General features: G+C 57.1%; 17 protein-coding genes. 14 read left to right on the top strand and 3 right to left on the bottom strand.

Annotated elements, in window-relative coordinates:
• Nucleotides 1–622: 622 nt before the first annotated feature.
• Entirely contained in the window at nucleotides 623–1288 is a 666-nt protein-coding gene (locus ACR0L3_RS14170) for a Crp/Fnr family transcriptional regulator (protein WP_480746389.1), read from the top strand.
• Between the two features lie 63 nt (nucleotides 1289–1351).
• Here ACR0L3_RS14170 and rpe read toward each other — a convergent pair whose 3' ends face one another.
• Nucleotides 1352–2038 (bottom strand): ribulose-phosphate 3-epimerase, encoded by a 687-nt coding sequence (gene rpe, locus ACR0L3_RS14165; RefSeq protein WP_480746388.1) that lies wholly within the window; start codon nucleotides 2036–2038, stop codon nucleotides 1352–1354.
• 163 nt (nucleotides 2039–2201) lie between these two features.
• Between rpe and phnC the strand changes: the two genes are divergently transcribed.
• The 5 genes from phnC to ACR0L3_RS14140 all read left to right on the top strand — a co-directional run bounded on the left by phnC (nucleotide 2202) and on the right by ACR0L3_RS14140 (nucleotide 6963).
• Nucleotides 2202–3023, top strand: coding sequence for a phosphonate ABC transporter ATP-binding protein (phnC, locus tag ACR0L3_RS14160; RefSeq protein ID WP_480746387.1), 822 nt, complete (start codon nucleotides 2202–2204; stop codon nucleotides 3021–3023).
• A gap of 65 nt (nucleotides 3024–3088) precedes the next feature.
• A complete protein-coding gene (phnD, locus tag ACR0L3_RS14155; RefSeq protein WP_480746386.1) occupies nucleotides 3089–3991 on the top strand; it encodes a phosphonate ABC transporter substrate-binding protein in 903 nt (300 codons plus the stop codon).
• A gap of 66 nt (nucleotides 3992–4057) precedes the next feature.
• Nucleotides 4058–4939 carry a phosphonate ABC transporter, permease protein PhnE gene (gene phnE, locus ACR0L3_RS14150; RefSeq protein WP_480746385.1) on the top strand — a complete coding sequence of 294 codons (882 nt, stop codon included), beginning with the start codon at nucleotides 4058–4060 and terminating at the stop codon, nucleotides 4937–4939.
• Nucleotides 4936–6303, top strand: coding sequence for a phosphonate ABC transporter, permease protein PhnE (phnE, locus tag ACR0L3_RS14145; protein WP_480746384.1), 1368 nt, complete (start codon nucleotides 4936–4938; stop codon nucleotides 6301–6303). Before phnE (ACR0L3_RS14150) ends, phnE (ACR0L3_RS14145) begins: the two co-directional genes overlap by 4 nt.
• A gap of 24 nt (nucleotides 6304–6327) precedes the next feature.
• Nucleotides 6328–6963 (top strand): LbetaH domain-containing protein, encoded by a 636-nt coding sequence (locus ACR0L3_RS14140; RefSeq protein ID WP_480746383.1) that lies wholly within the window; start codon nucleotides 6328–6330, stop codon nucleotides 6961–6963.
• Between the two features lie 34 nt (nucleotides 6964–6997).
• Here ACR0L3_RS14140 and phnF read toward each other — a convergent pair whose 3' ends face one another.
• On the bottom strand, nucleotides 6998–7708 hold the full coding sequence (phnF, locus tag ACR0L3_RS14135) for a phosphonate metabolism transcriptional regulator PhnF (protein ID WP_480746382.1): 711 nt from the start codon (nucleotides 7706–7708) through the stop codon (nucleotides 6998–7000).
• A gap of 102 nt (nucleotides 7709–7810) precedes the next feature.
• Here phnF and phnG point away from each other — a divergent pair, with 102 nt between their 5' ends.
• Genes phnG through phnN form a run of 8 tightly spaced genes read left to right on the top strand, consistent with a single transcriptional unit; the run spans nucleotide 7811 to nucleotide 13048 of the window.
• Entirely contained in the window at nucleotides 7811–8269 is a 459-nt protein-coding gene (phnG, locus tag ACR0L3_RS14130; protein WP_480746381.1) for a phosphonate C-P lyase system protein PhnG, read from the top strand.
• Nucleotides 8269–8844 carry a phosphonate C-P lyase system protein PhnH gene (phnH, locus tag ACR0L3_RS14125; protein ID WP_480746380.1) on the top strand — a complete coding sequence of 192 codons (576 nt, stop codon included), beginning with the start codon at nucleotides 8269–8271 and terminating at the stop codon, nucleotides 8842–8844. Before phnG ends, phnH begins: the two co-directional genes overlap by 1 nt.
• Nucleotides 8845–8847: 3 nt before the next feature.
• The gene (locus ACR0L3_RS14120) at nucleotides 8848–9939 is read left to right on the top strand and encodes a carbon-phosphorus lyase complex subunit (protein ID WP_480746379.1); all 1092 of its coding nucleotides are present in this window, start codon (nucleotides 8848–8850) and stop codon (nucleotides 9937–9939) included.
• Nucleotides 9936–10184 carry a hypothetical protein gene (locus tag ACR0L3_RS14115; protein WP_480746378.1) on the top strand — a complete coding sequence of 83 codons (249 nt, stop codon included), beginning with the start codon at nucleotides 9936–9938 and terminating at the stop codon, nucleotides 10182–10184. The genes ACR0L3_RS14120 and ACR0L3_RS14115 overlap by 4 nt, the downstream gene beginning before the upstream one ends.
• The gene (locus tag ACR0L3_RS14110) at nucleotides 10181–11041 is read left to right on the top strand and encodes an alpha-D-ribose 1-methylphosphonate 5-phosphate C-P-lyase PhnJ (protein ID WP_480746377.1); all 861 of its coding nucleotides are present in this window, start codon (nucleotides 10181–10183) and stop codon (nucleotides 11039–11041) included. Before ACR0L3_RS14115 ends, ACR0L3_RS14110 begins: the two co-directional genes overlap by 4 nt.
• The gene (gene phnK / locus ACR0L3_RS14105) at nucleotides 11038–11808 is read left to right on the top strand and encodes a phosphonate C-P lyase system protein PhnK (protein WP_480746376.1); all 771 of its coding nucleotides are present in this window, start codon (nucleotides 11038–11040) and stop codon (nucleotides 11806–11808) included. The genes ACR0L3_RS14110 and phnK overlap by 4 nt, the downstream gene beginning before the upstream one ends.
• 11 nt (nucleotides 11809–11819) lie before the next feature.
• Nucleotides 11820–12503: a phosphonate C-P lyase system protein PhnL gene (phnL, locus tag ACR0L3_RS14100; protein WP_480746375.1), complete on the top strand. Its 684-nt coding sequence runs from the start codon at nucleotides 11820–11822 to the stop codon at nucleotides 12501–12503.
• Nucleotides 12500–13048 carry a phosphonate metabolism protein/1,5-bisphosphokinase (PRPP-forming) PhnN gene (gene phnN / locus ACR0L3_RS14095; RefSeq protein ID WP_480746374.1) on the top strand — a complete coding sequence of 183 codons (549 nt, stop codon included), beginning with the start codon at nucleotides 12500–12502 and terminating at the stop codon, nucleotides 13046–13048. The genes phnL and phnN overlap by 4 nt, the downstream gene beginning before the upstream one ends.
• Here the strand turns inward: phnN and ACR0L3_RS14090 are convergent.
• Nucleotides 13030–13713: a DUF1045 domain-containing protein gene (locus ACR0L3_RS14090; protein ID WP_480746373.1), complete on the bottom strand. Its 684-nt coding sequence runs from the start codon at nucleotides 13711–13713 to the stop codon at nucleotides 13030–13032. The genes phnN and ACR0L3_RS14090 overlap by 19 nt on opposite strands.
• Between the last annotated feature and the right edge of the window lie 32 nt (nucleotides 13714–13745).

Raw genomic sequence — 13745 nt, 5'->3', positions numbered from 1 at the left:
ACCGTCGGCGCCGGCGTTGTCTCGAAAATCATCGAGTAATTCGCACCAGCGAATATCTATGGAAAGGGCGTCCCTCGGGACGCCCTTTTTTTATGCCGAAGGCACCGTTCATACGGATTAATCTTTCCTTCACCCCAAAGCAAAGAAACGATCCCACTTCTCTTTTGAAACAATGAGCGCGGAACCTGAACAGCGCCGATTGTTTGAACTTTGCAATCGTATCCGCTTGTTCGACAGGCTTGCGGATCACAACATTGGGGAGAAATCATGTTTGGGCTAAAGTTTGTTCACTACAGCACGCGAATTCTGCACAGCAAAGATTTGGATGACATGCAGATGGCAATCCTCGATGACGATTGTCATGTTGCAGAGGGCCAAGCCAATGGATCGCAACAAATGAGAAAAGTCGCGTCCATATCTTGTCTGTCGAACCAGACAGATATGCAATCTTCTGAATTTCGAGTGTGTTCTAAATAGGCTCCAACCCTGTTGCCCGTTGAAAGTAATGGGATTCATCCGTTCTGAAGCCTTCCACACCGGCGCAATGCGCGGCTAAACTCACCATGCACCTGTAGAAGCGCGTTTGATCCTGATCAGCGCGCACAGCGGATGAGGTAAGGGCATGGTGGGTTTAGACCTTTTGGTAAATACGGCGAACGTCTGTTACCTCATTTCATATTCGGTCCGAGACATCTTTTGGTTGCGTGTGTTGTCTGTGATCGGCGGGCTTATTCTGCTGCCTTACTATTATTTGCAAAGCGTGCCTCTTTGGGCACCGATTGGGTGGAACCTGTTTTTCACGGGTATCAATCTCTACTGGATCGTAAGGTTGTTGCTCGAGCGTCGCCCGGTTCCATTTAACGATACAGAGCGGCACCTCTACGAAATCGCTTTGCGGAACTTCAACGAGAGAGACGCCTATAACCTGTTGCAAATGGGCAGTTTGGAAAGCGTTACAGCAGGGACCAGTGTTTTGACACAAGGCGAACCCGTTCAAAGCCTCTCGCTTATCGTGGATGGAGAGATCGGCGTTGAAGTAAACGGGGAGCGCGTGGACACGTTGGGCGAAGGCCGGTTCCTTGGTGGGACGGCCTTTTTAAGCAAGGGTCAGAGGTTATTGGCACCGGTGACCTTAACGGCGCTTAAACCGTCTCGGGTCCTGGTGTGGAACCTACCCGATCTGAACGCAGAACTGGAAAAGCAACCTGAACTGGAGATTGCGATCGAAGCCAGTCTTGGGCTTGAGATATCTCGCTTCCTGCAAACCGCCAGGTTGCAGATTCCCTAATTCGTTGGTCGTAAATTGCGCTTCCAGCCCGCGAACGCGCTGGAAGCTGACAGCATTTGGGATTTATTGAGCGGTCTCGGCAGCAGCCCGAACGGCGCGGATGTTTTCTCCGTAACCGTCGGGATTTTCCACCGACCCACCCTTGAATACGGCCGATCCAGCGACCAGCACATCAGCGCCTGCCGCGGCCACCAAAGGTGCGGTTTTGGGATCGACACCGCCATCTATCTCGATATGCACTGGGCGATCACCAATCATCTGGCGTAGCTTGCGCACCTTATTGGTCATGTCGATGAATTTCTGGCCGCCAAAGCCAGGGTTCACCGTCATCACGCAGACCAGATCTGTCAGGTCCAGTAGATGTTCGACAGCTTCTGCCGGGGTGCCGGGGTTCAGGGCTACGCCCGCCTTCATGCCAGCAGCGCGGATGGCCTGCAGGGTGCGGTGCGTGTGCGGACCGGCCTCGACATGCGCGGTCAGGACGTCGGCGCCTGCATCGGCATAGGCCTGAATGTAAGGGTCAACCGGCGTGATCATCAAATGAACGTCCATCACTGTTTTCACATGCGGGCGGAACGCTTTGACGGCGGGTGGGCCGAAGGTCAGATTTGGGACGAAATGGCCGTCCATCACATCGACATGAACCCAGTCTGCGCCTTGGGCTTCAATGGCCTGAATCTCGGCCCCGAAGTTGGCGAAATCGGCGGACAGGATCGACGGGGCGATCTTGATGGTTCGGTCAAAGCTCATGGCGGCCTCGTAAATGCTGAAGAGTCGCGCCCGCGTATACCCGCGCCACGCTGCAATGGATAGCCCCCGCGATCTAAGCATCGTTACAAAACTTTCACCCCCCTGACACAAAGTCGTTGAGCAACATCGGTAGCTGACCGCCAACACGATTTGGGGGTGGCACGTGCTGCGTATCGAGAAACTGACCAAACGCTTCGGCGACAATGTTGCCGTGGACACGGCCACGCTGGATGTGGACAAGCCCTGTATGATTGGAATTATCGGACGCTCAGGCGCTGGTAAGTCTACCCTGCTTCGGATGATTAACCGCCTAACGGATTCCAGTAGCGGTGAAATCCTGTTCGAAGGGCGCGACGTGACCCAGTTGAAAGGCCGTGAAAAGCGCGCTTGGCAGGCCGATTGCGCGATGATCTTCCAACAGTTCAATCTGGTGCCGCGTCTGGATGTGGTTTCGAACGTGCTGCACGGCACACTGAACCGTCACTCGACACTGGCGACCATGTTTAACCTGTTCCCGATGGACGAGATTCACCGCGCCATCGACATTCTGGACCGTCTGGGCATTGCAGAGCATGCCCCCAAGCGGGCCGAAGCGCTTTCGGGGGGTCAGCAGCAGCGGGTCGCCATTGCGCGCGCCCTGATGCAGGACCCTAAGATTATCCTAGCGGACGAACCCATCGCATCGCTGGACCCGATGAACGCTCAGGTCGTGATGCAGGCGCTGCGCCGCATCCACGAAGAAGATGGCCGCACAGTCATCGCCAACCTTCACACGTTGGACACTGCCCGTCGCTACTGCGACCGCGTGGTTGGGATGCGAGACGGGCGCATTGTGTTTGACGGTCTGCCTGAACAACTTACCACCGGCGTCGCCCGAGAAATCTACGGTGCCGATGCCAGCTTCTCGGAAGAGGCGACATCGACCGAGATCGAAACTCTGGATGCCACCCAGAAGGCCCTGATGGAAGCGGAAGCCACCATCTGAGCCGACCACCCCTTTCATCGCCCGGTCCGATGAAAGGCCGGGGCAATCAAACTGGAGAGAGACAGATGAAAAAACTAATGGCTGCCCTTGTTGCGACCACTGCCATGGCCGCGCCTGTTATGGCTGACAAAATCAGCGAGTTCCGCATCGGCATTCTGGGTGGCGAGAACGCTCAGGACCGTTTGAACAACAACGAATGCCTGCGCGTTTACACTGAAGAGGCGTTGGGCGTTCCGACCAAGCTGTTTGCGCCCGCTGACTATAACGGCGTGATCCAGGGCCTGCTGGGCGGCACCATCGACGTGGCCTGGCTGGGCGCGTCGGGCTACGCCAAGACCTATCTGTCTGACCCTGAGGCGGTCGAGCCGGTTTTGGTCAAGGTCAACACCGATGGTGGCTATGGCTACTACTCGGTTGGTTTTGCCCGCAAGGACAGCGGCATCACTTCGCTGGAAGACATGAAGGGCAAGACCTTTGGTTTCGGCGATCCGAACTCAACTTCGGGATACTTGATCCCGTCGATCGAAATCCCGCAGGCCACCGGCGCGACAATGGATTCCGGGGATTATTTTGGTGAAGTAAAGTTCACCGGCGGTCACGAGCAGACCATCGTTGCGGTCAACAACGGCGACGTTGATGGTGGCGTGACATGGGCTGATGGTCTGGGCGATTGGGAAGATGGTTACCAGTCGGGTGCTCTGCGCCGCGCTGTAGACGCGGGTTTGGTCGACATGAACGATATGGTCGAGATCTGGAAATCCAAACCGATCCCGGAAGGCCCCGTTGTTGTCCGTCAGGCGCTGCCTGCAGACGTCAAAGCCAAAGTGACCGAGCTTTGGGACACTCTGAGTGAGAAAGACAAGGATTGCTTCTACGGCGTGGCCGCAGGTGAAGCCAAAAGCTTCGACCCGATCACCCATGACGCCTACGAAGTCATCATCGAAGCACGCAAGCTGAAGTCCAACTAAGCTTGAATATCCACTGATCGGGGTCCGGTGAAAAACCGGGCCCCGTTTTCCACTCAGGAGCATTCCATGACAGACCTGACCGCTGGGTCCTCGGCCGTTGACCAGATCCGTGACGACTATACCGCGATGGCGCGTCGCAAGAGGGTCTATGGTGGTATTCTCCTGATCCTGTTCGTCGCCATGATGGCCGCAGGGTTCCGCACCGCCGACAGCCGCAATGCAGGCAGCTTCGTAGATGGCTGGCATCGGATTTTTGATTATCCGGCAGAGGTTCTGTCTGAAGCTTGGGATAAGATCGGTGAGATGCCGGCGAACCTGGTCGAGTTTTTCCCGGCGCTGGTCGAGACGCTGAACATTGCAGCGGCGGCCACTCTGGCAGGCACGATATTCGGGACGTTTCTGGCTCTGATGTCCACGCGTGGCATGGCTTATTGGCCGTCGCTGATCCCGCTGTTCCGCCGTATCTCGGATGTCTTCCGGGCAGTTCCAGAAATTGTCATCGCCTTGGTTTTGATCTTTATTCTGGGCGGTGGCCCGGTGCCTGCAATGATCGCCATTGCGATCCACACTGCGGGCGCGCTGGGCAAGCTGTTCTCGGAAGTCAATGAGAACGCTTCGCTGAAGCCAGTCGAGGGGTTGCAGTCGGTTGGCGCAAATTGGTCGCAGCGCATGTATCTGGGCGTGATCCCGCAGGTTGGCCCGAATTACGTCAGCTATGCTTTGCTGCGGTTCGAAATCAACATCCGCGCCTCCGCCATCCTTGGTTTCGTCGGCGCGGGCGGTCTGGGGTACGAGCTGCGCAACGCGATGTCCTGGGGGCAGGGGCGCTATGACGAAGCGGCCGCCATTTTCATCCTACTATTCGTCACAATTGTCGTCGTCGATCAGATCTCTGGCTATCTGCGCGATCGTCTAGCCCACGGATCGGCAAAAGGAGCCTCGGCATGAGCACCTTCGCAACCAACCTTACCACCGTCGAGCTGAAGGCCGAGGCGGAACGGCTATTTAATCGTAAACGCCTGACGAACTTCAGCCTGCCTGCGCTGGTGTTGGTTTACCTGATCTACGTGTTCTTTGCCTTTGACGTGCCGGGTCTGACCGCGCGGGCAAACTGGGACAACGGCAAAACTCTGGTCTCGGACAGCTACAGCTATAAGACCCATATCGAACGAGACAACCGCTCGGGACAGGTGTCTGCTGCTATCGAGGGTGAACGCAAGGGTCGCTATCCTGAAGGCGAAGCACCTGATTGGGTGACGTTGGGCGAAACCACGGTGATTGATCTGGAAGATGGTCATATCGTGCGCTTCGGCCCAGAAACGATCGAATATGAAATCCCAGGTTATGGCGTTGTTCGGGCAACACCCAGCCGTTCGGATGGTGTGCGAGCCGAGCTGCCTTCAGGCGATGTTCCGGATTGGATCAACGTTTCGAAGAACCGATTGGCGGTCACTACGGATGCAGGGCGCCTGACCGTCACCCGCAACCGATCCGAGGTATTCCGCTATTTCAACGGGTGGGAGTTGTTCTGGTTCACTCTCGATAGCCCTTACTACGGTAAATCCTTTCCCGAACTTGCCGGATTGGCTGCGCAGGGCCAGGCAGGTGCAATCCTGAACGATTTCTGGACCAACAAGATGTGGCGGCATCAGGATGTGGCCTGGGCCATATTCGAGACGATCCTGATGGCTTTCCTAGGCACATTAGGCGCCGCGATGGTCGCCCTGCCGCTGGCCTTTATGGCGACGCGAAACTTTAACCCGTTAAAAACACTGCGGTTTGCAACCCGCCGCGTGTTCGATTTTGTGCGTGGTGTAGATGCGCTGATATGGACGGTGGTTCTTGCCCGCGCTTTCGGCCCCGGTCCACTGACCGGCGCGCTGGCCATTCTGGTGACGGATACCGGCACCTTCGGCAAAATCTTCTCGGAAGCGTTGGAAAACGTTGACCAGAAGCAGATCGAAGGCGTGCAGTCCACAGGGGCCAACGCACCGCAGCGCTATCGTTTTGGAGTGATCCCACAGGTAACACCGGTGCTGCTGAGTCAATTGCTCTATTTCCTTGAATCCAACACCCGCAGCGCAACCGTGATTGGTGCGATAACCGGTGGCGGCATTGGCCTGTTGCTTACGCAGGCGATCATCACGCAAAAGGATTGGGAAGAGGTCGCTTATTATATCGTGCTGATCATCCTGATGGTGATGCTGATGGACTGGTTCTCAGGCTGGCTACGCAAACGCCTGATTCAGGGCGAAACGAGTAAGAAGCGCAAACTGCGCGATTCGAAAGCCAAACCCTTTCTGCTGCCTTAACCAACGACCAAGGATAAAAACACCATGGCACGTCTGCGCCCCGATCAGCCGTTTATCCACCCCGACTGTCAGATTTCGGGTAGCCGTTTCGGAGAATATGTGGAGATTGGCGCCGGTAGCCGCATCGCCACTTCGGTCTGGGGTGATTACTCCTATTGCGATCGAACTTGCGACATTGCGAATGCCGAGATTGGCAAATTTGCTAATATCGCTAGTTTCACACGGATCGGGGCCACGGATCACCCGATGGAAAAGGCGTCTTTGCATCACTTCCTGTATCGGTCGGCGGACTATTGGGATGATGAACAGGACGACCCCGACTGGTTCGCACTGCGCGCCAGTCGCACGGCCAAGATCGGGCATGACACTTGGATCGGGCATGCGGCAATCATTAAGCCCGAGGTGACTGTAGGCCATGGGGCTATTGTTGCGTCTGGGGCGGTGGTTACCAAGGATGTGCCCCCTTACACCATTGTTGGCGGCGTAACCGCTCAACCCATCCGTCGTCGTTTCCCTGAAAAGATTGCTGCGCGGATGTTGGAGTTGGCCTGGTGGGATTGGGATAACCAGCGCCTACGCAAAGCCTTGCCGGATTTCCGTGCGTTGAGCGCTGAGGCATTCCTTGAAAAATACGAGTTGACCGTTGCGCCGGCAGAGTGACGGGTCTCGCAACCGGGCGAGGGCGCCCTGCCGCCTAGTCGTCATTCACGGTTAGCGTAACTCGTTCCCCGGCGAAAAAGGTGCGTCCATACTCTACGGGTACTCCGTGTAAGTCAGCGTTGATTCCGGTTGATAACAAGACCGGAGCACCTTGAGGCAGCCGTAGTTGCAGGGCTTGGGTTGCCGTTGCTGCCATTGCAGTCAACCGCGTCGAAACGCGCGTGTAATCCGAGACGCCACAGTGTTGCAGTGCTTTGGTGACCGAGCTCGTATCCTGGAGCGCTTCCAGAATATCGGGTAATCGCTTTGCCGGGAAAACGCTTTGAAATAGGGCGATGGGCTGACCATCGGCCAGCGATAGCCCGTCGTAAACATGTACCGCGTCACCTTGACTTAGCTCTAGGGCGTCTGCCTCTATCTCGTCTGCCGCTCGGGTGGTCAGCGACAAGATCGTCTTACCCGGTATCTTACCACTGGCAGAGATGCTCTTGTGATATCTAACACGCTTTCCAATCGGATAGTCCGTCGGGCGGGCGGCCACGAAAACCCCGGCGCCGCGCCTTGGGTGCACCAAACCTTGTTCCGCCATCTCGGACAATGCGCGCCGTACCGTATGCCGATTGACCCCATGTTGTGCCGCTAGCTGTGTCTCGGTCGGCAACCGATCACCAGTCCCGTAGCGTCCTTCGGCAATGTCCGAGGTCAGGCTTAACGCGATGCTTTTCCAGATCGGAGTTTTGCTCATGTCACTAAACTTTCACACGGTCGCGATTGCGAGTCGTTTCCTTGAGGTGTAGTATTTGTCTAGTTGTATAGTTCCTATAGACAACTGGGCCAAGAGGTTTTGATGGCAGATCAACAGAACATTGCGCATACGGCGCGCAAGGAATGGATGGGCTTGCTGGCCCAAGCCCCGGAGGACGCTCTTATGTCGTTGTGGAGCGAGTTCGAAGGCCAACCCAGTTTCGATTGGCTTCGCAGCCCAGAGGTGGGCGGTGTGATGGTTCGCGGACGGACAGGTGGCACGGGCGCGCCCTTCAATTTGGGTGAGATGACGGTCACACGCTGTTCACTCGTCCTGCAGGACGGCACGGTGGGGCATGGTTATGTGCAGGGGCGTTCCAAGCGCAAGGCCGAGGCTGCGGCGCTGATTGACGCCTTGATGCAAACCGAAGCCTCCACCGAAGTGCGGGCGCAAGTTATCACGCCGCTCAGCCAACGGATGCAGACGGGTAAGGCGGCTCGGGCGGCCAAAGCGGCGGCCACCAAGGTCGAATTCTTCACGATGGTTCGGGGAGAGGATTGATGAGCGCGCAAACCCAGTTTTCCGGAGGTTTCCGGAACACACCAATCGACGCAGCCCACGCTTTTCGCGCTGCCATGACGGTTATGGCGCGTCCAGGTGAGATCCGAACGGTTGCCGGTTGCCAGCCGCCAGCCCCCTTGTCAGTAGCGGCTGGGACGTTGCTGCTGACCCTTTGTGATCCGGATACCAAGGTTTACTTGGCAGGCGGCACCGATACTGACGCAGTGCGGCAGTGGCTGGCGTTTCACACTGGCGCTCCGATTACAGAAGCGGTCAAGGCGGATTTCGCAGTCGGAACGTGGGAAGCGCTTGGGCCCTTGACACAGTACCGCATCGGTACGGCCGAATACCCAGATCGTTCGGCGACACTGATCGTTGAGCGCGACGATCTGCGACAGGGCGGAGCAGCCTTGTCCGGACCGGGGATTAGGAACACGGCCTATTTGTCACTGCCCGATATCCCGGCGCTTCAGATCAATGCGGCACTCTATCCATTAGGTTGCGATTTTTTCTTTACCTGCGGAGATAAGGTCGCGGCCCTACCTCGCAGCACGCAGATCAAAGCAGAGGGCTAGGCCATGTATGTAGCTGTAAAAGGCGGTGAAAAGGCCATCGAGAACGCCCATGCTTGGCTGGCTGAAGAAAGGCGCGGTTCGACTGACGTTGCCGAGCTGAGCATCGCGCAAATCCGCGAACAACTGAGCCTGGCAGTGAACCGGGTAATGGCAGAGGGGTCTTTGTTCGACCCCGATCTGGCGGCCTTGGCAATCAAACAGGCCCGTGGTGACCTGATCGAGGCGATCTTTCTGATCCGCGCATATCGCACGACCTTGCCCCGGTTTGGCTATTCGAACCCGTTGGATACGGGCCAAATGACCTGTGACCGCCGCATCTCGGCTACTTTCAAGGACGCACCGGGTGGGCAAGTTTTGGGACCGACTTTCGACTACACTCATCGGCTGCTGGATTTCAAACTAGCCGCTGAGGGAGAGGTTCCGAGCGCACCGGAAGGTCAGCCTCGGACAGAGCCGACACCGCACATCACCGAGTTTCTGAAAGGTGAAGACATCATTCAGGACGAACCCTTTAGCGACGCTACACCCGGTGACCTGACCCGTGAACCGATGGAGTTCCCCGCCGGACGCCCGTTGCGCTTGCAGTCGTTGACGCGAGGAGACGAGGGCTTTGTGCTGGGCATGGCCTATTCGACACAGCGCGGTTACGCACGCAATCACGCATTTGTCGGCGAGTTACGCATCGGCAAGGTTTCGGTTGAGATGGACGTCCCGGAACTAGGCTTTGCCATCGAGATCGGCGAGATTGAATTGACCGAATGCGAGACGGTTAACCAGTTCAAAGGCTCAAAAACCGAACCTCCGCAGTTCACGCGGGGTTATGGTCTGGTTTTCGGCCAGTCCGAACGAAAGTCCATCGCCATGGCTCTGGTTGATCGCGCATTGCGCTGGGAGGAGTTGGGTGAAGACAATCTAGGCGCGCCCGCGCAGGATGAAGAGTTTGTTTTAAGCCACGCGGACAACATTCAGGCCACAGGCTTCCTCGAACATATCAAGCTGCCGCATTACGTGGATTTTCAGTCTGAACTGGAACTGGTCCGCAAACTACGTCGTGAGGCCGAAGAACGTATTGCGCCAAAAGAGGCCGCGGAATGAACCCCAACCTCGTCCGCAACATGCGCGGTTTTCCGCCCCTAATCGGCGTCTTCCCATCCAGTATTTTCAAGCTCGGCCGCTCTAATCGCTTTCCATCTGCCGGATCCATCACGTCGCACTGCTTCGCGTCGCCGTCTGGAGTGGCGAATATGCAGGATAAGATAAAGCATAACGGCCAAAAAGGCCGTTCCAATTACAAGCAAGTCCATAAAAACACCAAAACACAAAGTGATACATCAAAATGAATGAGTATAACTTCGCATATTTGGACGAGCAGACCAAGCGCATGATCCGCCGGGCCATTCTCAAAGGTTTGGCGATCCCCGGCTATCAGGTGCCTTTTGCCAGTCGTGAGATGCCGATGCCCTATGGCTGGGGCACGGGCGGGGTGCAGGTTTCGGCGGCGACGCTAACGCCGGAAGATACGTTTAAAGTGATCGATCAGGGGGCAGATGACACGACAAACGCTGTCTCGATCCGCAAGTTTTTTGAGAACACCGCAGGGGTTGAAACGACTGAGGAGACTGAAAAAGCCACGGTCATCCAGACCCGCCACCGCGTCCCCGAGGCCAAGCTGACCGAGGATCAAATCCTCGTCTATCAAGTGCCGATCCCTGAACCACTGCGCTTTTTGGAGCCGCGCGAGACGGAGACGCGCAAGATGCACAGTCTTGAAGAATACGGGCTGATGCATGTGAAGCTGTACGAGGACATCAGCCAGCACGGCGCGATCTCGACCTCGTATGCCTATCCAGTGAAAGTGTCGGGTCGCTATGTGATGGACCCGTCGCCGATCCCAAAGTTCGACAACCCCAAGCTTGAGATGGACGCGATCCAGTTGTTTGGCGCGGGGCGGGAACAGCGCATTTATGCAGTTCCCCCGCATACCAAAGTCGTTAGCCTGGATTTCGAGGATTACCCGTTCGAGGCCACCAAAGCGGATCATCCTTGTGATCTGTGCGGGGCAGAAGACAGTTATCTGGACGAGGTGATTATGGATGACGCTGGCAACCGGATGTTTGTCTGCTCAGACACAGATTATTGCCGGTCCCGACGTGCGGCGGGCCATATAGGCCGATTGGCCGAGGAGGACGCGGCATGACACCGCTGTTGCAAGTCAAACATATCGAAAAGCGTTATGGCGCGCGGATCGGCTGCACGGATGTGAGTTTCGATCTTTATCCCGGCGAGGTGATGGGGATCGTCGGTGAAAGTGGCTCGGGTAAGTCGACCCTGCTGAACTGTCTCGCGGGGCATCTGGAACCCGACGTAGGACAGGTCATCTTTGATACTCGAGCCGATGGACCGGTAAACACAGTGACGATGTCGGAACCCGAACGCCGGATGTTGGGTCGCACCGACTGGGCTTTTGTTCACCAGCACGCCCGCGATGGGCTGCGCATGTCAGTGAGCGCAGGGGGGAACATCGGCGAGCGTCTGATGGCGGTTGGTGATCGTCACTATGGCGACATCCGGGACAAAGCCATCGACTGGTTGGACCGGGTTGAGATCGACGAGGGCCGGGTGGATGATCGCCCCACGGCGTTCTCAGGCGGGATGCAGCAGCGGCTACAGATCGCGCGCAATCTGGTGACGGGGCCTCGGCTGGTGTTCATGGACGAGCCGACCGGTGGGCTGGATGTTTCAGTACAGGCGCGCCTGCTGGATCTGCTACGTGGTTTGGTGCGTGAGATGGGGCTGAGCGCCATCATCGTCACCCATGATCTGGCGGTTGTGCGGCTGTTGGCGGATCGGTTGATGGTGATGAAGGATGGTCATGTGGTCGAGGACGGTCTGACCGATCAGGTGCTGGACGATCCGCAACACGCATACACGCAATTGCTGGTTTCCAGCGTTCTGCAGGTGTGAGGGTAATTGCAATGATTGAACTCAAAGATGTCAGCAAAAGCTTTACCCTGCACAATCAGGGCAGCGCAGTGATCCCGGTGATGGCAGGGGCTTCGCTAAGGGTCGCGCCCGGTGAATGCGTGGCCCTGACCGGCGCATCAGGGGCGGGGAAATCCACCCTGATGCGTGTGATTTACGGCAACTATCTAGCGGCCTCTGGTCAGGTCTTGGTCGGCGATCTGGATGTCGCAAAGGCCGAGCCACGTGAAATATTGACCCTGCGGCGCGAAACACTGGGCTACGTGAGCCAGTTTTTGCGCGTTGTGCCGCGCGTTCCAACGCTGGAAGTGGTGGCCGAGCCCTTGCTGGCCGTTGGGCGCGAAAAGCAGGCGGCGCTGGACAAGGCGGCGTCTCTTTTGGCGCGGTTAAATATTCCCGAACGGCTGTGGGCACTTAGCCCGACGACCTTTTCCGGAGGTGAGCAGCAAAGAGTGAACATCGCGCGAGGCTTTGCGCATGATTATCCGGCGATGCTGCTGGACGAGCCTACGGCTTCGCTGGATGTAAAGAACCGCGAGATGGTCCTGTCGCTGATCGAAGAGGCCAAGGTGCGCGGCGCGGCTATTGTTGGTATCTTCCACGATGTCGGTGCACGTGAACGGGTATGCGATCGTGAGATAAACGTGTCTGATTTCACTCCCGGAGTTGCAACGTGACCCTTGCACCGATCATCGCAGTTGTTGGTCCTTCGGGCGTTGGAAAAGACAGCGTCATGGAAGCTTTAGAGGCTCGGGCTCCGGGTATTTTTCGAGCACGCCGGGTTATAACGCGGCCCGAAGGAGAAGATGGCGAAGATTTCGACCGGGTATCTCTCGACCAGTTTCAGCAGCTGGTCAGCGACGGCGCCTTTGCCTTGCATTGGCCCGCACATGGTCTGCTCTATGGCGTTCCCAAAGGCATAGACAACCTCAGAAAACAGGCGGATGCTGTGCTGGTAAACCTCTCCCGTTCGGTTCTGGTGCAGGCACAGGAGGTTTTTGGTGATCTGGTCGTAGTCTCGCTGACCGCTGATCCACAGGTTCTGGCACAGCGTTTGTCTACTCGGGGCCGGGAAAGTGCAACTGATCAGACACGGCGTTTGGCTCGTGCCAAGGTTCCTTTACCAGAAGGACTGGCCCGAGTGATCGAGATCGACAACTCTGGGCCGTTGGACGCGACGGTCGGCGCAATACTCACGCAGCTTCAACTGGAAAGAGCGTAGCGATGGATCAGGTGAAATCGCCCATCCTCGGCCTCGCCCATCAATGCCAGATCGTTGATTTGGAAAGGGCTCGGAAGCAATGGTGCCAATTGCGTTTGAAGGGTATCCTGAACCGTGGCAAGCGTAGGTTTGTCCAACTTGCCGCTGAGGGTGATGTGAAACCGAAAGGATTCCATCACATAAGGATAGCCCCACTGCATCAGATTGGCGTCCTGTTCCGACGTCAAACCATTGACGCGTCGACGGTCCAACTCAGCCTGCGATGCAGGGGCGCGAAAGCTGTCCAGTTCGCGCACGCAAGCTGCGGCCAAGACATTCAAAGCCGCCTCATCCCCGAGCGGACGCAAGGCAAGAAAACGACCCAGCCGCGCGATCTCCAATCCCTCCATAGTGACAGGGGGCTGCGAGGCCGCAAGCCGCGCGCAGGCATCGGACAGCGCGTCAACCGTTTGCCCTTCGCGCAGGCGAAAGGGCGGCTTCATCGTCGCGTGCAGGCCGTATTTGCGCGGTACCTCGGTCACGCTCGCCACGTCCACGCCGTCGACGCTGGGATGTTCGCAAGCTGTACCAGCCTCCATATCCCAACCCAGCCAGTTTGTGGCGAATGTCGTCCATTCAGCCTCTACTGGCGGTGCAAAATAGATCGCGTATCGCGTGAATGTCACATTGGCCTCCTATGCGTGGCCTTCCCAATAGC

The sequence above is a fragment of the Ruegeria sp. CK1 genome (assembly GCF_056536545.1).
The sequence above is the reverse complement of the archived record's forward strand: the minus strand, read 5'-3'. Positions and strand labels throughout refer to the sequence as shown.

Bases quoted from the DNA above. Each gene is read 5' to 3' on its own strand.
- phnD (WP_480746386.1), top strand. From the start codon at position 3,089: ATGAAAAAACTAATGGCTGCCCTTGTTGCGACCACTGCCATGGCCGCG.
- ACR0L3_RS14140 (WP_480746383.1), top strand. From the start codon at position 6,328: ATGGCACGTCTGCGCCCCGATCAGCCGTTTATCCACCCCGACTGTCAG.
- phnK (WP_480746376.1), top strand. From the start codon at position 11,038: ATGACACCGCTGTTGCAAGTCAAACATATCGAAAAGCGTTATGGCGCG.
- phnE (WP_480746384.1), top strand. From the start codon at position 4,936: ATGAGCACCTTCGCAACCAACCTTACCACCGTCGAGCTGAAGGCCGAG.
- phnL (WP_480746375.1), top strand. From the start codon at position 11,820: ATGATTGAACTCAAAGATGTCAGCAAAAGCTTTACCCTGCACAATCAG.
- ACR0L3_RS14120 (WP_480746379.1), top strand. From the start codon at position 8,848: ATGTATGTAGCTGTAAAAGGCGGTGAAAAGGCCATCGAGAACGCCCAT.
- phnE (WP_480746385.1), top strand. From the start codon at position 4,058: ATGACAGACCTGACCGCTGGGTCCTCGGCCGTTGACCAGATCCGTGAC.
- phnF (WP_480746382.1), bottom strand. From the start codon at position 7,708: ATGAGCAAAACTCCGATCTGGAAAAGCATCGCGTTAAGCCTGACCTCG.
- phnH (WP_480746380.1), top strand. From the start codon at position 8,269: ATGAGCGCGCAAACCCAGTTTTCCGGAGGTTTCCGGAACACACCAATC.
- phnG (WP_480746381.1), top strand. From the start codon at position 7,811: ATGGCAGATCAACAGAACATTGCGCATACGGCGCGCAAGGAATGGATG.
- ACR0L3_RS14115 (WP_480746378.1), top strand. From the start codon at position 9,936: ATGAACCCCAACCTCGTCCGCAACATGCGCGGTTTTCCGCCCCTAATC.
- ACR0L3_RS14170 (WP_480746389.1), top strand. From the start codon at position 623: ATGGTGGGTTTAGACCTTTTGGTAAATACGGCGAACGTCTGTTACCTC.
- ACR0L3_RS14110 (WP_480746377.1), top strand. From the start codon at position 10,181: ATGAATGAGTATAACTTCGCATATTTGGACGAGCAGACCAAGCGCATG.
- rpe (WP_480746388.1), bottom strand. From the start codon at position 2,038: ATGAGCTTTGACCGAACCATCAAGATCGCCCCGTCGATCCTGTCCGCC.